We start from the raw sequence: 23689 nt of genomic DNA, 5'->3' as shown, positions 1-23689 counted from the left end.
CCCGGATCCAAATCCGTGACAAAATAACCTACACTAATACACAAATTCAGGTGAAAAATGTGATTTCATCCACATCCGAATTTCCTCAAAGCCCCAATGCTCCTATAATGCGCTGGCGGCACTTTCACCGTATCTTAACCAATAGCCTCTGTGGCACCGATAACAACTGCGCGACTTAACTATGAAATTACGTACGCTTTTACTGGCAGCATTTACCCTTGTCGGTTTTTGTAAAACTGCCTCTGCGGTAACCTATCCGCTGCCCCCTGAGGGGAGCCGTCTCGTCGGCCAGAATCAGGTTGTCACCGTTCCGGAGGGTAACAAGCAGCCTCTGGAATACTTTGCGGCACAGTACCAGATGGGGCTGTCCAACATGATGGAAGCCAACCACGGCGTGGATCCCTATCTGCCAAAAGCCGGTACCGTGCTGACCATTCCTCAGCAGCTCATCCTGCCGGATGCGCCGCGTAAGGGCATCATCATCAACAGTGCCGAAATGCGTCTTTACTACTACCCGAAAGACAGCGGTACCGTCGTGGTTCTGCCGATTGGGATCGGCGAGCTGGGTAAAGATACGCCGATTAACTGGACCACCAAGGTAGAGCGCAAGCGCGCGAACCCCACCTGGACCCCGACCGCCAAGATGCACGCCGAATATAAGGCTCGCGGTGAATATCTACCTGCCGTATTCCCGGCGGGTCCGGATAACCCGATGGGTCTGTATGCCCTGTATATCGGCCGCCTGTACGCCATCCACGGCACCAATGCTAACTTCGGTATCGGGCTGCGGGTAAGCCACGGTTGCGTGCGTCTGCGTAACGACGACATTAAGTTCCTGTTCGAGAACGTGCCGGTCGGCACCCGCGTGCAGTTTATCGATGAGCCGGTAAAAACCACGACCGAGCCGGACGGCAGCCGCTATATCGAAGTGCATAATCCGCTCTCTACCACCGAGGCCCAGATGGCCGGTAAAGAAGAGGTGCCGATTGTGTTGACTAAGAAACTGCGTGAAGTGACCGACCAGGCCGACGTCGATCAGAGCGTGGTGCAGCAAGCCGTTGAGAACCGTTCCGGTATGCCGGTACGTCTTAACTGATAGCCGTTATGACAGCAAAAAAGGCCGCACAAGCGGCCTTTTTTATTATGGGGACGACGGTTATTCCTGACGCGTCTCGCTAAAGCGGCGGAATAGTTCCAGCGTCTCTTCGCTAACGTGGTGCTCCATCCCTTCCGCATCGCGGCGGGCGGTATCCGGGCTCACCCCCAGCGCCAGCAGAAAGTTTTCCACTATCTGATGACGTTCCCGGCTCTCCTCTGCCAGCTTCGCCCCTTCTGCGGTCAGAAACACGCCGCGCCAGGGGATCTGCTCGATCAATCCCACCGAGGCCAGGCGCTTGAGCATTTTCGCCACCGTTGGCTGTGAGACCCCCAGACGCGCCGCCATATCCACCTGACGCGCCTCTCCCACTTCGCGGATCAGATCGTCAATCAGCTCAACGTAATCATCGATCAACTCCCGGCGGTGGGCCTCGCGTACCTGACGAAAACCTTCAACGTGGGCTTCCACATCAACCAGCTTTCCTTCTCTGGGGCTTTCTGGCTTACCTGCGCGACGGCTCATTCAACTTCTCCCGGGTGCTGCATATGAAATTTAACGGCCCTTATTGTAAACCAGCATCGCGTAACCACAAAAAATTAACTCAATAGCAATAGCTATACAATATAGCTTGTGCTATATCTGTATAGAATACAGACGGTCGCAAAGGAAGCGCGGCAACGAGTGAAGAAGGAGGAGCCGATGAATGAATTTAAGAGGTGTATGCTGGTGTTTACCCACTCTCCCTTTCGGGTGCGGCTGATGCTGCTGAACATGCTGTGCGATATGGTGAACGGTAAGGCGTCGCGTTCGAACAACGAGCAACGCTAACCTCCCTTTCCCATACCTCCCCTGACCGGCAACCAGCCAGCGTCGCCTTTCATCCTCTTAATCCTGTTTTTGCGAACTGCCATGCCGCGTCGGCCTTCGCTTTCGGACGAATTAATCCCGGCTATACTCAAACTGCAGGCAAAAAAAATCCGCCGTGAAGGCGGATTTTTCTCTTTCCCTGTAAGAGGGAAGGATTAGAAGCGGTAACCAACACCAGCGATCCAGGTGCCAACGTCAACGCTACGAATACGGCTCTGCTCGTAAGAGAAGTCCAGAGCAACGTTTTCGATCGGGTTGAACTGCAGACCCGCACCGTAGGAGAAGCCTGCGTCGCTCATGTCGCCGTGATCCGGGTACTGGGTGGTCTGGAATTTACCATAGCCCACACCGATTACGCCGTAGATGCTAACCCAGTCAGCCAGACGGTAAGCCGGACCCGCAGTCAGACCATAGTACTGGCCTTTCTGATAGTCACCACCGCGACCGGTACGATCGTGCTCGGTGTAGGTGAAGGAGCCGATAACGCCCAGCGGGCTGTTGTCGAACTCATAACGGTACTTCAGGTTGAAACCGTTAGCTTTGCTGGCAACGCCCTGGAAATCACTCTGCGCGTAGCCACCAGAAACAGTTGCGGTACCGGCCACTGCAGAACCGGCGGAAACGGCCAGAACACAGGCCAGAGCTGAAAGACATGCAATTTTTTTCATAACCACCTCAAATGTGCTTCAAGTAAGTCCTAAGTTATAAATATATCAAACTACTTTAAGAAACTCTGCGGGATTTGCGTTGTCTAAGGCGCCATTTCATGTAACAGAACGTTTCCAGAACTGACTATCCCTTTCATAAGACACGTAATTTTGCAGGCGGAATGCTATTATGGTCCTCATTCCCGCAGGCTTCCATTCAGATTAATCCTAAAATCATCGTTCGTAGGGAACTTCTGATGCCGCGAATCATAACGATCGGCAGAAACTTTTTTTTCAACGGATGCTAAACCAGAAACAACTCTTCCATTACACTGAGCCAGATTTTCCTTTATTAACGATTCATTGACAAAAACTGACAGGATGCAGGATGCCAACGTTGTCCCGTAAATCGCCCGCCTGGGTGCCCGTGGTGCTGCTGCTCATCGCCATGACCTCTATTCAGAGCGGCGCTTCTCTCGCCAAATCCCTGTTCCCCCTGGTCGGCGCCCCCGGCGTCACCGCGCTGCGCCTGGCGCTGGGCACCCTGATTCTGGTGGTGGTATTTAAACCCTGGCGTCTGCGCTTTCAGCCCGAACAGCGCATCCCGCTGCTGCTTTACGGGCTGGCTCTGGGGGGAATGAACTACTTCTTTTACCTCTCTCTGCACAGTATCCCGCTGGGGATCGCCGTAGCCCTGGAATTTACCGGGCCGCTGGCAGTGGCGCTTTTCTCATCCCGCCGCCCCGTTGATTTCCTGTGGGTGCTGCTTGCCATCGGCGGCCTGTGGATGCTGCTGCCGCTGGGTGACGGGATTTCGGGTATTGATCCAGCAGGCGCCGCCTGGGCGCTGCTGGCGGGCGCCTGCTGGGCCGTCTATATCCTGACCGGTCAGCGCGCTGGCGACGGCCACGGTCCGGCCACCGTGGCGATGGGCTCAGTGATTGCAGCACTGGTTTTCATTCCTGTCGGCGCCTGGCAGGCGGGCCCTGCATTATGGCAGTGGTCGCTGCTGCCGCTGGGACTGGCCATTGCCGTACTTTCCACCGCACTCCCCTACTCGCTGGAGATGGTGGCGCTGACCCGTCTGCCTACCCGTACTTTCGGTACCCTGATGAGCATGGAGCCGGGTATGGCTGCGCTCTCCGGAATGCTGTTCCTGGGGGAGCGCCTGAGCGCCATCCAGTTGTTGGGCCTGCTGTCGATCGTTCTGGCCTCTGTGGGCTCCACACTGACGCTAAAACGCGAGCCGAAAGTCGAGAGTATTGATATTAATTAAGCGGCTTAAATTTCACAAAATAATAACAATACGTCGTTACGCTTTTTCTGCCAGTATTTCGCAAGAAATGCTGGCTTTTTAATACAACACTTTGATTATTAACAATTTAATAAAGACAATTTCATCATTACTATTTAACTAATAGGCAATATCGCAACCAGCAGAGTAAAAAAGCGGTGCTATACTTATTCCCGAAGTTTTTTGGGACATAAACATCAAGAGGACATGAAATCATGAGTACCGCTAAACTGGTGAAAACAAAATCTTCTGAGCTGCTTTACACCCGCAATGATGTGGCTGATGGTGAGAAAAAAGAGACCATTGAGTTGCTGAACCGCCAGGTTGTCCAGTTCATCGATCTGGCGCTCATCACCAAACAGGCTCACTGGAATATGCGCGGTGCTAACTTCATTGCCGTACACGAAATGCTGGATGGTTTCCGTGATGCGCTGAACGAGCATATGGATACCATGGCCGAACGTGCCGTGCAGTTAGGCGGCGTTGCACTGGGCACTGCCCAGGTGATCAACAGCAACACGCCGCTGAAAAGCTACCCGCTCGATATTCATACCGTTCAGGAACACCTGAAAGAGCTGGCTGACCGCTATGCCATCGTCGCTAACGACGTACGTAAAGCCATTAGCGAAGCCAAAGATGAAGACACTGCAGATATCTTTACCGCGGCTTCCCGCGATCTGGATAAATTCCTGTGGTTCATCGAAGCCAACCTCGAATAAGTCCCCCTGTCGCGCCTCCTCCCTAAGGGGGCGCACTATCAGAGTGCATCCCCCCCTTCTTTCTTCCTGCAAAAGTTAAATTATTGCAATAAACACCTCACACAATTGTTATCAGGCGATTGTTCCTCCTGTGGATTTTACGCTAAATAGAGTAGTGCTAACCGGATGAGCAAGCGCGCCCCACTCCGGTGCAATATCCGATTATTGTCTGCACGCTAGTGCAGGGCTCACTTTTAACAATCAATGAATTCAGTCAGTTAGATATCATGGCATGAATTTTTCATACTGCGTTTAGTCCGACCCGGTGCGTTCACCGGGCATACCAAAAGGAAGAGCTATGAAGTCTGTTTTGAAGTGTTCTTTGGCTGCACTCACTCTCGCTTTCGCCGTTTCGACTACGGCTGCAGAAAAAAAATTGATCGTGGCGACCGATACCGCCTTTGTTCCCTTTGAGTTTAAGCAGGGAAATCAGTATGTCGGTTTTGATATTGACCTCTGGGCCGCCATCGCCAAAGAGCTCAAACTGGACTACACCCTGAAGCCCATGGATTTCAGCGGCATTATTCCGGCGCTGCAAACCCGTAATGTCGATCTCGCGCTGGCGGGTATCACTATTACCGACGAGCGCAAACGCGCCATCGACTTCTCCGACGGCTACTACAAGAGCGGTCTGTTGGTAATGGTCAGGGCTAATAACGACGAGGTGAAGAGCGTTAAAGATCTCGACGGTAAGGTGCTGGCCGTGAAGAGCGGTACGGGTTCGGTGGATTACGCGAAGCAAAACATTAAGACCAAAGATCTGCGCCAGTTCCCGAACATCGACAATGCCTATATGGAGCTGGGCACCAGGCGCGCCGACGCGGTGCTGCACGACACGCCAAACATCCTCTACTTTATTAAGACCGCCGGTCAGGGCAAGTTCAAAGCGGTGGGCAATTCGCTGGAAGCCCAACAGTATGGCATCGCCTTCCCGAAAGGCAGCGAACTGCGCGACAAAGTCAACGGCGCGCTGAAAACCCTGCGTGAAAACGGTACTTACGACCAAATCTATAAAAAGTGGTTCGGCAAAGATCCGGAATAATCCTCACAGCGAGGGGGGAGCTCGCCCCCCGCCCACTTCTGCTTTGTTTGCGACAGGAAATCATCATGGAGTTTGACTGGAGCGCCATCTGGCCTGCGATACCGCTGCTGCTGGAAGGCGCAAAAATGACGCTTTGGATCTCGGTACTCGGCCTGCTGGGCGGGCTGGTTATCGGTCTTATCGCCGGTTTCGCCCGCAGCTTTGGCGGCTGGATCCTGAATCATCTGGCCCTGGCATTTATTGAACTGATTCGCGGCACCCCCATCGTGGTGCAGGTCATGTTTATCTACTTTGCCCTGCCGATGGCCTTTTCCGATCTGCGTATCGATCCCTTCACCGCCGCAGTAGTCACCATCATGATTAACTCGGGCGCCTATATTGCTGAAATTACCCGCGGCGCCGTGCTCTCTATCCATAAAGGATTTCGCGAAGCGGGCCTGGCGCTGGGCCTTTCACGCCGCGATACCATTCGCTACGTGATTCTGCCGCTGGCCCTGCGCCGCATGCTGCCGCCGCTGGGTAACCAGTGGATTATCAGCATCAAAGATACCTCGCTGTTTATCGTGATAGGCGTAGCGGAGCTGACCCGCCAGGGGCAGGAGATTATCGCCGGTAACTTCCGGGCGCTGGAAATCTGGAGCGCCGTCGCGGTTATCTATCTGATTATCACCCTGGTGCTGAGCTTTGTTCTGCGTCGCCTCGAAAGAAGGATGAAGATCCTGTGATTGAGTTTAATAACGTTTCCAAGCACTTTGGGCCAACTCAGGTGCTGCACAATATCGATCTGCACATTCAGCAGGGCGAAGTAGTGGTAATAATCGGCCCTTCAGGCTCCGGTAAGTCGACCCTGCTGCGCTGTATTAACAAGCTGGAGGAGGTCACCTCTGGCGACCTGATCGTCGATGGTATGAAGGTCAATGACCCGAAAGTGGACGAACGCCTGATTCGCCAGGAGGCGGGCATGGTATTCCAGCAGTTCTACCTGTTCCCCCAAATGACGGCGCTGGAGAATGTGATGTTTGGTCCGGTTCGGGTACGCGGCACCCGCAAGGCCGATGCCGAAAAGCAGGCCAAAGCGCTGCTGGATAAAGTCGGACTGGCGGACCGCGCCGCTCACTATCCTTCCGAACTTTCGGGCGGCCAGCAGCAACGGGTCGCCATCGCCAGAGCGCTGGCGGTGAAACCCAAAATGATGCTGTTTGATGAGCCCACTTCGGCGCTGGATCCGGAGCTACGCCACGAGGTGCTGAAGGTGATGCAGGATCTGGCCGAAGAAGGGATGACCATGGTGATTGTCACCCATGAAATAGGCTTTGCCAGACAGGTCGCCTCACGGCTGATCTTTATCGATAAGGGGCGGATAGCCGCCGACGGCAACCCGCGTGAACTGATTGAAAACCCACCCGGTCAGCGGCTGCAGGAGTTCCTGCAGCACGTCTCCTGACCGCCAATAACGGCCCCCTTAGCGGGGCCGCTTCTCGCTAAAGCTCCAGCCGATAAAACGGCTCTGCTTCTGGCCCTGGGCCATGTTCTTCTTCACGACCCGAACCGCACCGGCACCTTGAAGCGCCCGGTAAATTTCCGGCAGGTGCTCGCCGCGTGATACCAGAGTGGTGAACCATCCCACCTGGCGGGCAAACGCCCTACTCTCATCAATCATCTGCTGAATAAAACGCACTTCGCCGCCTTCGCACCACAGCTCTTTCGGCTGGCCGCCAAAGTTCAGGGCGTTTCCTTGCTCGCTCAGCCCCAGATTGCGTCGCTTGCGTTCGCTGCCCGCCTGGGCTGAGGCAGCCGAATCATGAAACGGTGGGTTACACATTGTCGCCGCGTAGCGCTCATTCGCGTGGATAATCCCCCGAAAAATGGCGTCGTCCTGCTTCTGACGGCGTAGCCGGATGCGGCGGTTCAGGCCCGGATTCGCAGCCACGATAGCGGCGGCGCTGCGCAACGCGTCCGGGTTAACCTCGCTGCCGGTAAAGCGCCAGCCGTACTCATACTGGCCAATCAACGGATAAATGCAGTTGGCACCAGTTCCGATATCCAGAATATCGGCCTGAGTCGGGACCGTTCCCTGGTTATCCTCTGCCAGTAGATCCGCCAGATGGTGCAGATAGTCGGCGCGCCCCGGCACCGGCGGGCACAGAAAACCTTGCGGAATGTCCCAGTGGATTATCTGATAGAAGCTGGCCAACAGCGCCTGATTCAGCGCCCTGACCGCCAGAGGGTCGGCGAAATCGATGGTCGGTTCGCCGCGGGGGCTGGTACGGACAAAGGCCTCCAGCGCCGGGCAGGCCGCAATGAGCGCGGGAAAATCATAGCGGGACTGGTGACGATTACGCGGGTGTAACCCGGAGCGCCTGGCGGGCTGGCTGGTCATGAGCATTCTCCTGTGTGGGCGCGTAAGATACCCGTTGTCGGCTCACAGGTAAATAATACCGGCGCCGTTGCGATACACTATCAGGGAATAAAAATCGCCATTAACGGGAAAACCAATGTCTGACGACTACTACTATTACGAGCCAGCAGCGGGCCATGGCCTGCCCCACGATCCTCTCAACGCGATTATCGGCCCGCGGCCTATCGGCTGGATAGCCACTCAGGACAGCAAAGGACAGCGCAACCTTGCCCCCTACAGCTTTTTTAACTGCTTTAACTACCGTCCACCGATTATCGGCTTCGCCAGTAGCGGCTATAAAGACAGCCTGCGCAATATTCTGGAAACCGGCGAGTTTGTCTGGAATCTGACTACCCGCCCTTTGGCGGAACAGATGAATGAAACCTCCGCCACGCTGCCGCACGGTGAGGACGAATTCGTCCGGGCCGGGCTGACGCCGCTGGCAGGAAAGCAGGTCAAAGCGCCGCGAGTGGCGGAAAGCCCGGTGAATTTTGAGTGTCGCCTGTCTCAGCACTGGCAGTTAACCTCCGCCGACGGCGAGCCCACGGACACCTGGCTGGTGCTGGGCGAAGTGGTGGCCGTTCATATCGACAGGCGGTTGCTGGAGCAGGGAATTTATCAGACTGCAAAAGCCCAGCCGGTACTGCGCGCCGGAGGGCCGAGCGCTTACTACAGCATTAGCGATGAGCAGCGTTTCGATTTGGTACGTCCCGATGCAAGACCTGCAAAATCATAGCGTTAGTCAATTTTCATGGGTCAACTTTTGTCAGTAAATGTCGACCAGTGAAAAGCCATTTTTTGCGCCATATCACAGTCTACGGCGGACTACACTTTACTTCGCGGTGGTTAATTTTTAACCGCCATTGAGACCTGTCGTGAGGATGTGATCATGAAAAAACTGTCGCTCTTTTCTGCCGTTGTCACCTTCATTGTCTGTGTTCCCGCAAGCTTTGCGGCAACGCCGCTCACCAACCCGGAAACCAGCCAGCTCCGCCCCGCCGGCACGGTTTCAGCCAGCGGTGCCACCCACCTTGGCGATCTGGAAGACAAACTTGCCGAAAAGGCCCGTGAAGAGGGAGCGACGGGCTACGTTATCACCTCGGCTGGCGGCAATAATCAGATGCATGGTACCGCCACCATCTATAAATAAGCGCCGCTACCGGCGCGTCTGGCAGCGTCCCCGGCCTTCTGCGGGCGGGGCGCTATCGCTACCTGGCCTCTGGCGAATCCGGTGTGACCAAATGTGCCTTTTCCATACTCTTGATGGCGTTTTTGGTGACGCAGTAGACAAAACCACAAAATAGCATTTAAAAATCAATATATTAATGAATGGTCAATTTTTTAGAACAACACCATCAATTCTTCCAGGTTTTATCTCTGTAAAAATACCGTGATAATGATCACATAAACGGAACGAAAGATTTTTTACAGAATAACCTGCGAGATATGACCATGAAAAACATTAAATATACTGTTGCTGCAATTGTGCTATCTACCCTGTCCTTCGGCGCCTTCGCCGCCCAGCCGGTCACCGATAATGACCAGCACGGCCAGAAGATCGGCGTTGTTTCCGCCTCTGGCGCCTACACCCTGACCCAGCTGGAAGATCAGCTGGCTGCCAAAGCCGATGCCCAGGGCGCCAGCGCCTATAAAATCACCTCTGCCTCCGGCGAAAATCTGCTGCACGGCACCGCGGTGATCTACAAGTAACCCTCAGCCGGGATCCCTCTCCCGGCCCCTTGTTCTGATCCCTAAATAGTTCGGGTTGCATCGCGGCGGCAACTGAGCGAATCCCCAGGAGCATAGATAACTATGTGACTGGGGTGAGTGAAGGCAGCCAACAAAGAGGCAACCCGAAATATGACGGAAACCCTGATGTTATCCCTTGCCCGCCGGCCACTGGCGGGCTTTTTTTTGGTTTGTTTTCGGATGAATATGTAGCGCTGGAAAAGATTCCGTTGACGGATATCGCGCTTAACCGAAGCAAATAATTGTCCTGCCCGACTCGATGTGAACCTTCACCGGACTGCCGGTTTCAAATCCGGCTTCACCCAGCCAGTTGCCTTTCAGATGCAGACTGGGGTGGCGGCTGTAGTATGTTGTCATGCCGGTGGCGCGATTTTCGTGACGCGTGCTGATATATCCGACGGTCAGGTTGCGTTGTGTTTTGGAAATAGCGGAGCGTGGCTTATGATGGGTATCAGCCATAATCAACTCTCCTGTAGTTGGTTGTGGTTAGCGGCCTGTCAGTGTTGTCGCACTGGCGGGTCGCGTCTGTATAATTAGACGTTTCTTGCTGCGTTCCTGGCTCCCTTGAATAAAAAATCGCTGTCGGTATTTTAACCTGTAATAAATTACAGTGGTGGACTGAATATTTTATTGCTGAAACTGTCTCGCAATAATTCTGAGTTGTTTCATGAAGGTGGCAATATTTTCGTAATGATGCTGTCTTCAGGGGAAATATGTCGCGCTGGCGAAGATTCCGTTCACTTTAAGGTGATTTCTCTTATGTCGGTTTCGGAACCGGTGAACGGGTCAGGAGGCTCAAACGCCGCCTCCTGACAACCTGGCTTTCCGGCGTAAAAATCGCCCTTCGGGTTCCCTCCGCTTTTCCCGTCCGCCGGACGGGTCGGGTATAACGGCACATATATGGACGCTCCCGGATCGCAAATGTTTTTTCAGTAAAAATGACAAAGTGGTAGCTGCAGCCATATATTCGGTCTTTATTCCAGGGATTTTCCCCTGACCATGATGAGTAACCGCCAGGTGAGTACCAGACATCCACTACGGGCTTTTCCGCCCCTGTGCCGTCACGGCTTCTCTCACCTGCGGTCTTACCTGTTTTGCCATCTTACTGATTACACCCGCACTTCCGGTAACGTGTGACTCTGTTTACTGTAACCCGTAGCGTCAGCCTGAGCCTGTATCAGGCTGGCGTTGCGGGGTGGTATTCTGTTCCGCGCCTCAGCATCGCCCACAGTATCCGGGTGGTTTTATTGGCCTGTGCGGTGACTGCCACGTTGTGAGGTTTGCGCTGCATCAGCGCCAGCAGCCATGGGGTTCCCTGACCGGTTCGCTGAATCCAGGCTGCCACCGCTCTCGCCCCGTGAACCAGAAGGAAGCGAAAATAGCTGTCCCCCCGTTTGCTGATGTGCCCCAGTTTCTGGTGACCTCCGCTGGAATGCTCCCGGGGAGTCAGCCCCACCCAGGCGGCAAACTGTTTTGCCGAGCCGAACTGCTGTGCGTTTCCGACAGAGGCCACAACATAAGTGGCTGTCAGCAGACCCACGCCCGGCACCTGCGCCACACGCTGACAATCCGGGCGGCTTCTGAACCATGCCGTGAGCTCTTTTTCCACCTGCGACAGCTGGTTGTCCAGCTCCCGGATATGCGCCAGCTGGCGGGCGGCGCTGGACCGGACCAGAGGTGAAAGCCCGTTTTCATCATCACCCAGGATATCGGACGCGCACTGATGAACCTGCCGACGCCCCCCCGGAATGACAAACCCAAATTCAGCCAGCATCGCCCGCAGGCTGTTAATCACGGCGGTTCGCTCCCGGATAAGCAGACTCCGTTCGATATGCAGTGTCAGTACCGCCTGCTGCTCTACCGTTTTTATTTCAACGAAACGCATGTTTGGCCGGGTGACAGCCTCGCAGATGGCTTCTGCATCTGCCGCATCTGTCTTGTTCGTTTTGACGTAGGGTTTTACATACTGAGGCGGAATCAGTTTCACCTGATGACCGTGCTCCCTGAACAGCCGCCCGAAGTGATGGCTGGATGAACACGCCTCCATCCCGATAAGGCAGGGCGGCAGGTTGATAACAAACTGAACAAACCGGGCACGTGACAGACGCTTACGCAAAACGGTATTCCCGTTGTGATCAACGCCGTGAAGCTGGAAAACACTTTTTGCCAGGTCAATACCGAGAGTTGATACTTGCATGATGGACGCTCCTCATTTGTCAGGACGTTATACAACGATCCAGTCTGGTACACTGATACCGTAAAATCTGGAGCGTCCATCTCATTATCCCTGTGCCGTATGCCCTCAGCCAGACTTCCCTGTCTGGCTGACCCTGGCGGCCGTGAACGCTGCGGCGATTTTCAGGCCGGAGAATGTCATCGCTTTGACCTTCTGTCCTGACTGACAAAAAAGAGTGTGCTGGACGCATTTGAGCAATCCAACTGAAGCGACGAGGGTGTTATGTCCCGGCTTAAAAAACGCCGAAGCGTTCACGGAGGGCCGGAGGAGCGACAGGGATGTCGCGACAGGGCGAGGTCGCCAGGGATGGCGACTCTCGCCCGGTCCGAAAAGCCCGAAGTGATAAGCGGAGGGAACCGCGTAAGCGACGTTTTTTACCGCCGGGGAGCCCGGGTCGCCAGGGGGGTGGCGCCTGAGCCTCCCTGGCCCGTTCACCGGCTGTGAATCAACAGATAAGCAGTTGCGAAAAGTGAACGGAACAGCCCCCGCGCCATTATATTCTGCCGGTTTTCTCCCCGGAACGTACACCAGGAAGGGAAAGGGAGTTCCCCCCTGCTCACCGGTTGTGAATCAACAGAAAAGCAGTCACGTAAAGTGAACGGAACAGCCCACCGCATCGCCATATTCCGCCGCTTTTCCCCTGAAACAAAGCCCGTTTACCCAAACAGCCGATTCACCTGCGCCAGCGCCGCAGCCATATCATCCTGCTCGCCGCTCGCCACCAGACAGCAGGCCAGCTGCTGCTTAATAGAGGCCGGTACCGGCTCTTCGCCCGCCACGCAGCGCTGAATCCAGCGGGCGGTGACTTCCGCGTCTTTATCGCCAGGCAGCGCGATATCCTGCTGCGCCTCATCCTGACGTTCGCACAGCACCTGCACATCCTGCTCCGCCACCAGGCTGATTTGCGGGCAACGCTGCGGATTCGCGTACACTTCGCCTTCCGTGCCGTGCATCAGCAGTGCCCGTCCGCCGGTCTGGTTAAAGAACTGCGCCACCCGGGTGACATACTCCGGATGCGAAACGCTGGACAGGCGCAGCGCCCGATCTTCGCCAAACGGTGAGATGAGCTTCGCCAGGGTATGGGCGCTGCTACGCACTCCCAGTCGCCAGCGCAGCTCGAGCTGCCCGGCCAGCGGCGGGCACAGGGCATCCACTGGCATAAATAGCGGTTCGCTGGATTCCAGCTTCGCCTGGGCCTGACCGGCATGCAGCGTGGGCGCAATACCCAGCAGCTCAAAGATAGTGGCCGAGATAACCCGGGTCGGATCTTCACTCACGCCGTGCACCACCACCGGGAAACCCATCCGGCTAAGCAGCAGCGCCAGCAGCGGCGTCAGGTTCGCCTGACGGCGGGCGCCGTTATAAGTCGGAATCACCACCGGCATCGGTCTGCCTGCAGGCGGGGTCAGCGTCAGGGTTCGCTGGCGCACCGCATCATAAAAACCGCGCAGTTCCGCCTCACCTTCACCTTTAATACGCAGCGCAATCAGGATGCCGCCCAGCTCCAGTTCAGGCACCTTGCCATCCAGCATATGGCTGTACAGGCCGCGCGCGGTATCGAAGTCGAGATCCCGGGCGTGATTTTTACCGCGCCCAATCTCTTTAATTATTTTGCGGTAATCCACCAGCTAGCTCCTCTTTTGGGTCTTGTTATTCAGTTTAACGCGCCCGCTCCGACCTGAGCGACTCTTTCGCCCCCGGGCTCCGGTAACCGCCGGTTTTTCCAGCAGCTTGCTGTCAATCTCTGGCGCAGGTGGCTGAAGCACCGGGAAAACCGGCAGCGCCGCCAGCAGCCGCTGGCCGTAGCTTTTCGTCAGCAGGCGCTTATCGTAAATCACCACTTCGCCCCAGCAGGCGTGGCTGCGAATCAGCCTGCCGACCTGCTGGATCAGGTTAAAGGAGGCGCTGGGCAGACTCTGTACCTCGAACGGATAGCGCTTGTGGGCCTTCAGCCACTCCCCTTCGGTTTCCACCACCGGGCTGTCTACCGGCGGAAAAGCTATCTTATGAATATGCACCTGGCTTAGCAGCTCGCCTTTTAAATCCAGCCCCTCGGCGAACGATTGTAGCCCCACCAGCACGCTGGTCTGGCCTTCCGTAACCCGCTGGCGATGCAGCTCCACCAGCCGGTAACGCGGCAGATCCCCCTGTACCAGCAGTTGCAGGCGCAGATCGGGAACGCACTCCAGGAAAGCGGTCATCGCCCTCAGACTCGCGAACAGTACCAGCATGCCCCGGTGCTCGCCCTTTTCCAGTTCGCCGCGAAAGAAGCCCGCCATCTCGGCAATATGCAGCCGCTCATGCTCCATCAGCGGCGCATAACGCATTTGCGGAATCACCAGCCGCCCCTGATGCACGTGATCGAACGGCGAATCCAGCGCCACAAAGCGGTCCCCGGCCTTTTCCTTAAGGCCGCTCAGCTCCTGGAGACGAATGAAGCTGTTCAGCGAACGCAGGGTCGCCGAGGTGACCACCACATGGGGAACGCTGCGCCACAGCAGCTTTTCCAGTTGATCGCTAACCCGAATGGCCGCGCAATGCAGCAGCAGCTTCGGCTGCCCTTCGCGCACTTCCCGGGCTATCCACTTGCACACCGGCGCGTTCGAACTGTTGGCCATGGCCGCCAGTTTCCACAGCTTACTCTGGGCCTCGAAGTGCCCCAGAGCGCGATTCATCTGCAGGAGCAGTCGATGCAGCCGCACGATATCGTGCTGGCCGGTACGTTCGCTAAGGTCATTCAGAAAGGCTTCCGCCAGGCCGCGCAGCGCGTCGGAAAGCTTCGCCATGCGCTGTACCATCGGCAGCATCTCTTCCGGTAGTTCGCCCATGGCGAAACGGTACAGGCCTTCATTTTCGCCTGGCAGGTACAGACCAAAGATCCCCGCCAGCGTCGTGGCCAGTTCGTCCAGCTCTTCGCAATGGTTGTTCAGGCGCTCCGGAGTGGCAAGCGGCGGAATGCTTTTCGGGCGGAACTGTTCAAGACTGGTGGCAATCAACTTACTGAACAGATCCAGCTGTAACCGCAGCCAGCCGGGGGTGATTTCAGCGCTGGTTTCCAGGGCGTCGCGCGCCACATCCGGCAGGTGATGGCCTTCATCCAGCACCAGCAGCAAATGTTTCGCGGGCGGTAGCACGCTCTCATTTTCCAGCGCCGCCATCACCAGGGCGTGATTCGCCACCACCACTTCGGCTTCAACGATCTCACGGCGCGCCACGAAAAATGGGCATTCGCGATACCACTGACAGTTAGTGCCCAGACAGCCGACTTTGTCGGTACTCAGCCGCCGCCACAGGTCATCGGCAATGTTTTTCTTGCTGTGGTCACGCACCCCGTCCCAGCTGTAGCTATCCAGGGTCTGCTTCAGATCGATGCACAGCTTGCGTTCTTCTTTGCTGGTGGCGGTCAGGGCGTCATCAAGCATCGCCAGCAGGTCGCCCTGCTGCTGCTGTTCGTCACTGGCCAGCATGGCGAGATTGCGGGGACAGACGTAGCGCCCGCGCCCGAAGGCAGCGGTAAATTTTAAACCGGGGATGATTTTGGCAAGCAACGGCAGATCTTTACTGAAGATCTGATCCTGCAGCGCCACGTTGGCGGTGCTGATCACCAGGGTTTTCTGTTCGGCCCGGGCCAGAGCGATGCCGGGAATCAGGTAAGAGAGCGTCTTGCCGACGCCGGTCGGCGCTTCAATGGCGAGATGGCGCCCCTCTTCATCCGCCAGGGTTTTCGCCACTTCGGCGATCATCTGGCGCTGAGGAGCGCGAGGAATAAAGTCCGGAATTTGCTGAGAAAGCGCCTTGTACCAGGCGCTGATTTGCGCCTTATGCGCCGCGGACAATGCCATGGGAGAACCGTATCTACTGTACAAACAGCCACTATTCTCCCATGTTTAAGGCATGGGGTACAGAAAGACCTTAGCGGTTACCTTCGCCGCCGCCCTGACCGCCGCGACGACGTCGACGACCGGAACGTTCACCGGCAGGCTTAGCCGCCTGGCCGCTTTCGGCGCGCTTACGCGGCTGCCCCTGGCTCTGGCCGCGTCCGCCGCCATTTCCGCCGCCATTACCGCGACCACCACCATTACCGCCGCGACCACCGCCGCTACGTCCCTGGCGGCCGTTCTGAATCGGCTCCGCCTTAATGGAGGGATCCGGCTCAAAGCCCGGCTCGGCAATACGCGGAATTTCGCGCTTCAGCAGGCGTTCGATATCACGCAGCAGTTTATGCTCATCCACGCAGACCAGTGACAGCGCTTCACCGGTGGCGGCAGCACGACCGGTACGGCCAATACGGTGCACGTAATCTTCCGGCACGTTAGGCAGCTCATAGTTGACCACGTGCGGCAGCTCTTCAATATCCAGACCGCGGGCGGCGATATCGGTCGCCACCAGCACCCGAATATCACCGGACTTAAAGTTGGCCAGCGCCCGGGTACGCGCTCCCTGGCTCTTGTTACCGTGAATAGCGGCGGCGGTGATACCGTCTTTATTCAACTGTTCCGCCAGATGGTTAGCGCCGTGCTTGGTGCGGGTAAAGACCAGCACCTGGCGCCAGTCGCCTTTGCCAATCATCAGTGACAGCAGCTCGCGCTTGCGTTTCTTATCCACAAAGTGAACATGCTGGGTCACCTGCTCTGAAGCGGTGTTGCGGCGCGCTACCTCCACCTCTTCCGGGTTGTGCAGCAGTTTTTCCGCCAGCCCCTTAATTTCGTCAGAGAAGGTGGCGGAAAACAGCAGATTCTGACGGCGTGGCGGCAGCTTCGCCAGTACCCGACGGATATCGTGGATAAAGCCCATATCCAGCATGCGATCGGCTTCGTCCAGCACCAGGATTTCCACCTGGTCCAGATTCACGGCGTTCTGATGTTCCAGATCGAGCAGGCGCCCGGGAGTCGCCACCAGCACGTCAACACCGCCGCGCAGCTTCATCATCTGCGGGTTGATGCTTACGCCGCCGAACACCACCAGCGAACGGATGTTGAGGTATTTGCTGTAGTCGCGTACGTTTTCGCCGATCTGCGCGGCCAGTTCACGGGTGGGGGTCAGGATCAGGGCGCGCACCGGGCGACGCCCTTTGCTGTGCGGCTCGCGCTGAGTCAGCAGCTCCAGCAGCGGCAGCGTAAAGCCTGCGGTTTTACCGGTGCCCGTCTGGGCGCTGGCCATCAGATCGCGACCGCTGAGCACCACGGGAATGGCCTGGCGCTGAATAGGGGTGGGTTCGCGATAGCCCTGTTCGGCAACGGCGCGCAAAATATCGGGGCTCAGCCCAAGAGAATCAAAAGACATAACTACTCCAGACCCGCCCTGACCGGGCAACCGGTGTAGTTTCCAGGGGGAGTGTGCAAGCCGGGAACCGGCCGGTTACTCAAAGGCACAAACTACGGCGCCATTACAGGGGGCGGAGTGTATCAGTTTTTGCGACATGGCGCATAAATTCTCCCGTGTGGAAACATTGACAGAACAAATTGACGTTTCTGGACACGCTGGCAAAACCTGCTTACTCTTAATCAATCGATTGATTAAGTTTTCAGGAATTCTCCCGATGAGCAACGACGCCAGCCCCCCTACCGCCAGAGGTGAACAGGCAAAGCAGCAGCTGATTCAGGCTGCCATCGCCCAGTTCGGCGAATACGGTCTGCATGCCACCACCCGGGATATCGCCGCTCAGGCGCAACAGAATATCGCCGCCATTACCTATTACTTCGGATCAAAAGAGGCGCTTTACCTGGCCTGCGCTCGCTGGATTGCCGATTTCATTGATAATAATTTCCAGCAGCATGCCGCTGCCGCCGAAAAGCTGCTGGCAAGCGGAGACGATCGGAAAGCCGTGCGCCAGCTTATCGTTGAAGCCAGCCGTCATCTTATCGCCCTGCTCACCGCCGACGAAACGCTGAATATCAGCAAGTTCATCTCCCGCGAGCAACTGGCGCCGACCGAGGCTTACCAGTTGATTCACGAACGGGTGACCGCGCCGATGCATCAGCTTCTGACCCGACTTATCGCCAGCTACTGCGGGCGCGACCCGGAGGATACCGAAACCATTCTCCACACCCATGCCCTACTGGGGGAGATACTCGCCTTTCGGCTGGGGCGCGAAACCATTCTGCTGCGCGCCGGGTGGCAGCGCTTCGATGCGGCAGGGGTTAAGCTGATTATCCGGGTGGTGACCCAGCATATCGATTTCATTCTACAGGGACTTTCCGTCCAGCAAGGAGCCGACGAAAATGAAAAGTAGCAAGCCTGTCCTGGTGGTGTTAATCATTGTGGCACTACTGGCCGCCGCGCTCGGCGGCTGGTGGTGGTATCGCAGCCAGCACAATCAGCCGCTAACGCTGTACGGTAACGTGGATATCCGCACGGTTAATATGAGCTTCCGGGTTGGCGGTCGTCTGGCAAGCCTTAACGTGGATGAAGGAGATACCATTAAGCGCGGCGACGTGCTGGGCGAGCTGGACCAGGCGCCTTTGCATAATGCCCTGCAGCAGTCTCAGGCCAATGTTGCCACAGCCCAGGCCAAATATGACCTGATGATGGCCGGCTACCGCAGTGAAGAGATAGCCCAGGCCGCCGCCGCTGAACGCCAGGCTCACGCCTCCTGGGAGTATGCGGATAAGTTTTATCAGCGCCAGTTGGGGCTGTGGAACAGCCGCGCCGTTTCGGCCGACGCGCTGTCTGACGCCCGTTCATCCCGGGATCAGGCCGCGGCGAACCTGAAAGCGGCCCGCGATAAACTGGCCCAGTACCAGGCCGGAAACCGGCCCCAGGAAATTGCCGAAGCCAAAGCCAGTCTGGAACAGGCCCAGGCCGCGCTGGCTCAGGCCAGGCTGGATCTTCAGGACGCCACACTTATCGCCCCTTCGGACGGCACCCTGCTGACCCGTTCCGTTGAGCCCGGTACCATGCTCAGCGCCGGTAGCAGCGTTCTGACGCTGTCTCTGACCCGCCCGGTCTGGATCCGCGCTTATGTGGACGAGCCCAACCTCAATCAGGTCCAACCGGGTCGTAAAGTGCTGATTTACACCGACGGCCGCCCGAATAAGCCCTGGCACGGCCAGATTGGCTTTGTGTCACCGACCGCCGAATTCACCCCCAAGAGCGTAGAGACCCCGGATCTGCGGACCGATCTGGTCTACCGCCTGCGCATTATCGTGACCGATCCGGACGATACCCTGCGCCAGGGAATGCCGGTCACCCTGCGCTTTAGCGACGCGAAGGCAAGCACCGATGAGCCACGCTGAGCGTACCATTGAACTGAAGGGCGTGGTCAAACGCTTCCCTGATATGGAAAAGCCAGCGGTCGCCAGCCTGACGGTGACGCTCAGCGCTGGCGGCGTCATTGGCCTGGTAGGGCCGGACGGCGCCGGTAAAACCACGCTGATGCGCATGCTGGCGGGGTTACTACAGCCCAGCGAAGGCGCTGTTTGGGTGGCCGGGCTGGATCCCATTAAGGATTCCGGAGATCTCCACGCGCTGATGGGCTATATGCCGCAGAAATTCGGCCTCTACGAGGACTTAACGGTCCAGGAGAACCTGAATCTCTACGCCGACCTGCGTAGCGTCACCGGCGAACAGCGCCATCAGACCTTCGAAAAACTGCTGGCCTTTACCGCCCTGGCCCCCTTCACCGGGCGCCTGGCGGGCAAACTTTCCGGCGGGATGAAACAGAAGCTCGGGCTGGCCTGCACCCTGGTGGGCCAACCCCAGGTGCTGCTGCTGGATGAACCCGGCGTTGGGGTCGACCCTATTTCGCGCCGCGAGCTGTGGCAGATGGTGCACACGCTTTCCGACGAAGGCATGCTGATTCTGTGGAGCACCTCCTACCTGGACGAAGCCGAGCAGTGCCGCACTATTCTGCTGATGAACGAGGGAGAGATGCTCTGGCAGGGCGAACCGAAAACGTTGACCCGCCAGATGACCGGACGCAGCTGGCTGATGACCAGCCCCGACCTGAACAATCGCCAGCTGCTGCAGCGTGCGCTACGGCAGCCGACGGTCAGCGACGGCGTTATCCAGGGAAAATCAGTGCGGGTAATTCTGAACCAGGGGGCCCAGGCCGATGTCCTGGTCCTGGCCCAGGCTCTGGCGCTGCCGCCAGACCATATTGCACAGACCGCGCCGCGCTTTGAGGATGCCTTTATCGATCTGCTGGGCGGCGCGACGGCCGCCGAGTCGCCGCTGGGCGCCATTCTGCACGATGTGGAAGGCGCCCCTGGTGAAACGGTGATCGAAGCGCGCCAGCTCACCAAAAAATTCGGCGACTTCGCGGCCACCGACCATGTTGACTTCAAAGTGACGCGCGGCGAGATCTTCGGGCTGCTCGGCCCTAACGGCGCAGGCAAATCCACCACCTTCAAGATGATGTGCGGCCTGCTGGTGCCCACCTCCGGTCAGGCGCTGGTGCTGAATATGGATCTTAAGACCGACTCCGGCCAGGCACGCCAGCATCTGGGCTACATGGCCCAGAAGTTTTCACTGTACGGCAACCTGACGGTCAACCAGAACCTGCACTTTTTCTCCGGCATCTATGGCCTTAAGGGACGACGCCAGCGTGAAAGCATTGAACGGATGAGCCAGGCGTTTAACCTGACGCCCATCGCCCGCCACAATACCGATGCCCTGCCGCTGGGTTTCAAGCAGCGGCTGGCGCTGGCCTGCTCGCTGATGCACGAGCCGGATATCCTGTTTCTGGATGAACCTACCTCCGGGGTGGATCCTCTCACCCGCCGAGAATTCTGGCTGCATATCAACAGTATGGTCGAACGCGGCGTGACCGTGATGGTCACCACCCACTTTATGGACGAGGCGGAATACTGCGACCGCATCGGTCTGGTGTACCACGGCAAGATCATCGCCAGCGGTACGCCGGATGCCCTGAAGCAGCAGGCCGCAGACGCCGAACACCCGGATCCCACCATGGAACAGGCCTTTATCGCCCTGATTCACCAGTGGGACAAGGAGCACAGCCATGGCCAATAGTCGACTCTTCTCCGCCCGGCGGGTACGCGCCCTGTGCCTGAAAGAGACCCGCCAGATTCTGCGCGATCCCAGTAGCTGGTTGATTGCGGTGGTCATTCCCCTGCTGCTGCTGTTTATCTTCGGTTACGGCATTAATCTGGACTCCAGCCAGTTGCGGGTCGGCGTGCTGCTGGAACAGCGCAGCGAAGAGGCGGTGGACTTTACCCGCACCCTGAGCGCCTCGCCCTTTATTGACGCTACCGTCAGCAATAATCGCCAGCAGTTGATCGAAATGATGCAGAGCGGGCGGATTCGCGGGCTGGTGGTATTGCCGGTGAATTTCGCCGAGCGGCTGGCAAGCCCCGGCGACAGCGCGCCTGTCCAGGTGATTACCGACGGCAGCGAACCTAACACCGCCAACTTTGTGCAGGGCTACGTTCAGGGAAGCTGGCAAATCTGGCAGCAGCAGCGGGCACTTGCCCGGGGTGAAAATCTGCAGCCGCTGATCGACGTTCAGAGCCGCTACTGGTTTAACCCGGCCGCCATCAGCCGCCATTTTATTATCCCCGGCGCTATCACCATTATCATGACGGTGATCGGCGCTATTCTGACCTCGCTGGTGGTGGCCAGGGAGTGGGAGCGCGGCACCATGGAGGCACTGCTCTCCACAGAAGTGACCCGCAGCGAACTGCTGCTGTGCAAGCTTATCCCCTACTATTTTCTGGGCATGCTGGCGATGCTTATCTGTATGCTGATGACGGTCTTTGTGCTGGGCGTGCCCTACCGCGGTTCCCTGCTGCTGTTGTTTATTATCACCAGCCTGTTCCTGCTCAGTACCCTGGGAATGGGGCTTTTGATCTCCACCCTGACCCGTAATCAATTTAACGCCGCCCAGGTGGCGTTAAACGCGGCGTTTCTGCCATCGGTGATGCTATCCGGCTTTATTTTCCAGATAGACAGTATGCCTGCCGCCATCCGGGCGGTGACCTGGATTATTCCGGCACGCTACTTCGTCAGTACCCTACAGAGCCTGTTTCTGGCGGGCAATATCCCCATCGTGCTGCTGATTAATCTGCTGTTTTTGATTGGCTCGGCGGTGATGTTTATCGGCCTGACCTGGCTTAACACCAAACGCCGTCTCGATTAAGGAAGCCTCTGATGCTACATCGTTTATGGACACTGATTCGCAAAGAGCTACAGTCGCTGCTGCGAGAGCCTCAGACCCGCGCCATTCTGGTGCTACCGGTGATTATTCAGGTGGTGCTGTTCCCGCTGGCGGCAACCCTGGAAGTGACCAACGCCACCATCGCCATCTACAGCGAAGACAACGGCAGGCATTCGGTGGAGCTGACCCAGCGCTTTGCCCGGGCTAACGCCTTCAGCCACGTCCTGCGACTGCACGGTCCTCAGCAAGTCCAGCCCACTATCGATACTCAGAAGGCCCTGCTGGTGGCCCGCTTTCCGGCAAGCTTTTCCCGGGATCTCGATCAGGGCAAGCCCACCCAGCTTCAACTGATTCTCGACGGGCGAAATTCCAACAGCGCTCAGATAGCGGCCCGCTATCTGCAGCAGATTGTTATGGATTATCAGAATGAGCTGACTCAGGGCCAGGAGCGCAGCGGCAACAGCGAGCTGGTGGTGCGTAACTGGTACAACCCCAACCTGGACTATGACTGGTTCGTGGTGCCGTCGCTGGTGGCGATGATCACCACCGTCGGGATTATGATTGTGACTTCGCTTTCCGTGGCGCGCGAACGCGAACAGGGCACCCTCGACCAGTTGCTGGTTTCGCCGCTTACCACCTGGCAGATTTTTGTCGGTAAAGCGATTCCTGCGCTTATCGTCGCTACTTTCCAGGCCACTATCGTGCTGCTGGCCGGTATTTTGGTTTACCAGATACCCTTTGCCGGTTCGCTGCTGCTGTTCTACTTCACCATGGTGGTGTACGGGCTGTCGCTGGTGGGGTTCGGGCTGTTGATTTCGTCGCTGTGCGCCACCCAGCAGCAGGCGTTTATCGGGGTCTTTGTCTTTATGATGCCGGCGATTCTGCTATCGGGGTATGTCTCTCCGGTCGAGAATATGCCGGTCTGGTTACAGAACCTGACCTGGGTAAACCCCATCCGTCACTTTACCGAAATCACCAAGCAGATCTATTTGAAGGATGCCAGCTTCCACATCATCTGGCAGAGCTTATGGCCGCTACTGGTGATAGCGGCCACAACAGGATTAGCGGCGTACGCTATGTTTCGCAGGAAGATCGCCTGAGCGGCGGCGGTCTTTAATCAGCAGTGAGACCAGAGCCGGGCCAGCCAGCAGCGCCAGTCCGGCAACGGCCAGCAGAAAATTGTTATGCACCACCCGGGAAAGCAGCCAGATGGCGATCAGCGCAGCCCCGAAGTACCAGGCGGTGGTCAGTTCTTCCAGCAGATCGGCAAACTCCCGGCGCCAGCCTTCCGCATGGCGCTGGAACACTAACATCAGCATCAGCGTGACCGCGTACAGTGTGCAGAGCCCCAGCCCGACGCGCACCATCGTATTGCTCAACCAGCCCATAACCAGTAATGCGACTACCAGTAAATGCAGCATAATCTGCAGGCAACTCATGCCAGTTGCCACACGAATACGTTGTTGCCACTTCATGGCTCGT

The 23689-nt window shown here is 57.2% G+C and carries 25 protein-coding genes; 15 read left to right on the top strand and 10 right to left on the bottom strand.

Translation table 11 applies throughout. The annotated features are described in order from the left end of the window. Positions 1–181: 181 nt before the first annotated feature. Complete coding sequence (gene ldtB, locus FEM41_RS13985; RefSeq protein WP_138096545.1) at positions 182–1096, top strand: L,D-transpeptidase; 915 nt, start codon at positions 182–184, stop codon at positions 1094–1096. A gap of 60 nt (positions 1097–1156) precedes the next feature. Here the strand turns inward: ldtB and mntR are convergent, their stop codons facing one another. Continuing rightward, positions 1157–1621: a manganese-binding transcriptional regulator MntR gene (mntR, locus tag FEM41_RS13980; RefSeq protein WP_138096544.1), complete on the bottom strand. Its 465-nt coding sequence runs from the start codon at positions 1619–1621 to the stop codon at positions 1157–1159. A 177-nt stretch (positions 1622–1798) separates the two neighbouring features. Here mntR and mntS point away from each other — a divergent pair, with 177 nt between their 5' ends. Then, positions 1799–1927, top strand: coding sequence for a manganase accumulation protein MntS (mntS, locus tag FEM41_RS13975; protein ID WP_138096543.1), 129 nt, complete (start codon positions 1799–1801; stop codon positions 1925–1927). 194 nt (positions 1928–2121) lie between these two features. Here mntS and ompX read toward each other — a convergent pair whose 3' ends face one another. Together ompX and FEM41_RS13965 are read right to left on the bottom strand one after the other, a co-directional pair. Further along, a complete protein-coding gene (ompX, locus tag FEM41_RS13970) occupies positions 2122–2634 on the bottom strand; it encodes an outer membrane protein OmpX (RefSeq protein WP_138096542.1) in 513 nt (170 codons plus the stop codon). Positions 2635–2689: 55 nt separating this feature from the next. Beyond that, positions 2690–2752 (bottom strand): hypothetical protein, encoded by a 63-nt coding sequence (locus FEM41_RS13965; protein ID WP_138099203.1) that lies wholly within the window; start codon positions 2750–2752, stop codon positions 2690–2692. A 249-nt stretch (positions 2753–3001) separates the two neighbouring features. On the opposite strand from FEM41_RS13965, the gene rhtA reads away from it, so the two are divergent. The 5 genes from rhtA to glnQ all read left to right on the top strand — a co-directional run bounded on the left by rhtA (position 3002) and on the right by glnQ (position 7151). Then, positions 3002–3889: a threonine/homoserine exporter RhtA gene (gene rhtA / locus FEM41_RS13960; RefSeq protein ID WP_138096541.1), complete on the top strand. Its 888-nt coding sequence runs from the start codon at positions 3002–3004 to the stop codon at positions 3887–3889. Between the two features lie 233 nt (positions 3890–4122). Next, positions 4123–4626 carry a DNA starvation/stationary phase protection protein Dps gene (gene dps, locus FEM41_RS13955; protein ID WP_138096540.1) on the top strand — a complete coding sequence of 168 codons (504 nt, stop codon included), beginning with the start codon at positions 4123–4125 and terminating at the stop codon, positions 4624–4626. Positions 4627–4963: 337 nt separating this feature from the next. After that, entirely contained in the window at positions 4964–5707 is a 744-nt protein-coding gene (gene glnH / locus FEM41_RS13950; protein ID WP_138096539.1) for a glutamine ABC transporter substrate-binding protein GlnH, read from the top strand. A 65-nt stretch (positions 5708–5772) separates the two neighbouring features. Beyond that, positions 5773–6432, top strand: coding sequence for a glutamine ABC transporter permease GlnP (gene glnP, locus FEM41_RS13945; protein ID WP_138096538.1), 660 nt, complete (start codon positions 5773–5775; stop codon positions 6430–6432). Further along, positions 6429–7151, top strand: a complete 723-nt coding sequence (gene glnQ / locus FEM41_RS13940) for a glutamine ABC transporter ATP-binding protein GlnQ (protein WP_138096537.1) — start codon at positions 6429–6431, stop codon at positions 7149–7151. Before glnP ends, glnQ begins: the two co-directional genes overlap by 4 nt. 18 nt (positions 7152–7169) lie before the next feature. On the opposite strand, the gene rlmF is transcribed toward glnQ, so the two are convergent. Then, positions 7170–8087 (bottom strand): 23S rRNA (adenine(1618)-N(6))-methyltransferase RlmF, encoded by a 918-nt coding sequence (rlmF, locus tag FEM41_RS13935; protein ID WP_138096536.1) that lies wholly within the window; start codon positions 8085–8087, stop codon positions 7170–7172. A gap of 115 nt (positions 8088–8202) precedes the next feature. Between rlmF and FEM41_RS13930 the strand changes: the two genes are divergently transcribed. From FEM41_RS13930 to bhsA, 3 genes are all read left to right on the top strand, one after another. Then, a complete protein-coding gene (locus tag FEM41_RS13930) occupies positions 8203–8841 on the top strand; it encodes a flavin reductase family protein (RefSeq protein ID WP_138096535.1) in 639 nt (212 codons plus the stop codon). Between the two features lie 153 nt (positions 8842–8994). Continuing rightward, positions 8995–9255 carry a DUF1471 family periplasmic protein McbA gene (mcbA, locus tag FEM41_RS13925; RefSeq protein WP_138096534.1) on the top strand — a complete coding sequence of 87 codons (261 nt, stop codon included), beginning with the start codon at positions 8995–8997 and terminating at the stop codon, positions 9253–9255. Positions 9256–9557: 302 nt separating this feature from the next. Continuing rightward, the gene (bhsA, locus tag FEM41_RS13920; protein WP_138096533.1) at positions 9558–9815 is read left to right on the top strand and encodes a multiple stress resistance protein BhsA; all 258 of its coding nucleotides are present in this window, start codon (positions 9558–9560) and stop codon (positions 9813–9815) included. Between the two features lie 264 nt (positions 9816–10079). On the opposite strand, the gene FEM41_RS13915 is transcribed toward bhsA, so the two are convergent. The 5 genes from FEM41_RS13915 to rhlE form a co-directional block, all read right to left on the bottom strand. Next, positions 10080–10313 carry a SymE family type I addiction module toxin gene (locus FEM41_RS13915; protein WP_138096532.1) on the bottom strand — a complete coding sequence of 78 codons (234 nt, stop codon included), beginning with the start codon at positions 10311–10313 and terminating at the stop codon, positions 10080–10082. A gap of 718 nt (positions 10314–11031) precedes the next feature. After that, the gene (locus FEM41_RS13910) at positions 11032–12051 is read right to left on the bottom strand and encodes an IS110 family RNA-guided transposase (RefSeq protein ID WP_138096109.1); all 1020 of its coding nucleotides are present in this window, start codon (positions 12049–12051) and stop codon (positions 11032–11034) included. A gap of 695 nt (positions 12052–12746) precedes the next feature. After that, complete coding sequence (ybiB, locus tag FEM41_RS13905) at positions 12747–13715, bottom strand: DNA-binding protein YbiB (protein ID WP_138096531.1); 969 nt, start codon at positions 13713–13715, stop codon at positions 12747–12749. A 3-nt stretch (positions 13716–13718) separates the two neighbouring features. Further along, positions 13719–15932 carry an ATP-dependent DNA helicase DinG gene (dinG, locus tag FEM41_RS13900; RefSeq protein WP_138096530.1) on the bottom strand — a complete coding sequence of 738 codons (2214 nt, stop codon included), beginning with the start codon at positions 15930–15932 and terminating at the stop codon, positions 13719–13721. Between the two features lie 70 nt (positions 15933–16002). Beyond that, a complete protein-coding gene (gene rhlE / locus FEM41_RS13895; RefSeq protein ID WP_138096529.1) occupies positions 16003–17373 on the bottom strand; it encodes an ATP-dependent RNA helicase RhlE in 1371 nt (456 codons plus the stop codon). Positions 17374–17629: 256 nt separating this feature from the next. On the opposite strand from rhlE, the gene cecR reads away from it, so the two are divergent. From cecR to FEM41_RS13870, 5 genes are read left to right on the top strand one after another with little or no spacing between them, the layout of a single operon-like run. Continuing rightward, the gene (gene cecR / locus FEM41_RS13890) at positions 17630–18322 is read left to right on the top strand and encodes a transcriptional regulator CecR (RefSeq protein WP_138096528.1); all 693 of its coding nucleotides are present in this window, start codon (positions 17630–17632) and stop codon (positions 18320–18322) included. Further along, positions 18312–19325: a secretion protein HlyD gene (gene hlyD, locus FEM41_RS13885; RefSeq protein WP_138096527.1), complete on the top strand. Its 1014-nt coding sequence runs from the start codon at positions 18312–18314 to the stop codon at positions 19323–19325. The genes cecR and hlyD overlap by 11 nt, the downstream gene beginning before the upstream one ends. Further along, on the top strand, positions 19312–21063 hold the full coding sequence (locus tag FEM41_RS13880) for an ATP-binding cassette domain-containing protein (protein WP_138096526.1): 1752 nt from the start codon (positions 19312–19314) through the stop codon (positions 21061–21063). Before hlyD ends, FEM41_RS13880 begins: the two co-directional genes overlap by 14 nt. Next, positions 21053–22189, top strand: coding sequence for an ABC transporter permease (locus FEM41_RS13875; protein ID WP_138096525.1), 1137 nt, complete (start codon positions 21053–21055; stop codon positions 22187–22189). The genes FEM41_RS13880 and FEM41_RS13875 overlap by 11 nt, the downstream gene beginning before the upstream one ends. Before the next feature lie 11 nt (positions 22190–22200). Further along, on the top strand, positions 22201–23307 hold the full coding sequence (locus FEM41_RS13870) for an ABC transporter permease (RefSeq protein ID WP_138096524.1): 1107 nt from the start codon (positions 22201–22203) through the stop codon (positions 23305–23307). Here the strand turns inward: FEM41_RS13870 and FEM41_RS13865 are convergent. Further along, positions 23269–23682, bottom strand: a complete 414-nt coding sequence (locus FEM41_RS13865; RefSeq protein WP_138096523.1) for a YbhQ family protein — start codon at positions 23680–23682, stop codon at positions 23269–23271. The genes FEM41_RS13870 and FEM41_RS13865 overlap by 39 nt on opposite strands. Positions 23683–23689: the final 7 nt, after the last annotated feature.

This window comes from Jejubacter calystegiae, from assembly GCF_005671395.1.
Taxonomy (GTDB): Bacteria; Pseudomonadota; Gammaproteobacteria; order Enterobacterales; family Enterobacteriaceae; genus Jejubacter; species Jejubacter calystegiae.
Note: the sequence above shows the minus strand (reverse complement) of the source record. Positions and strands in the feature narration are given on the sequence as shown.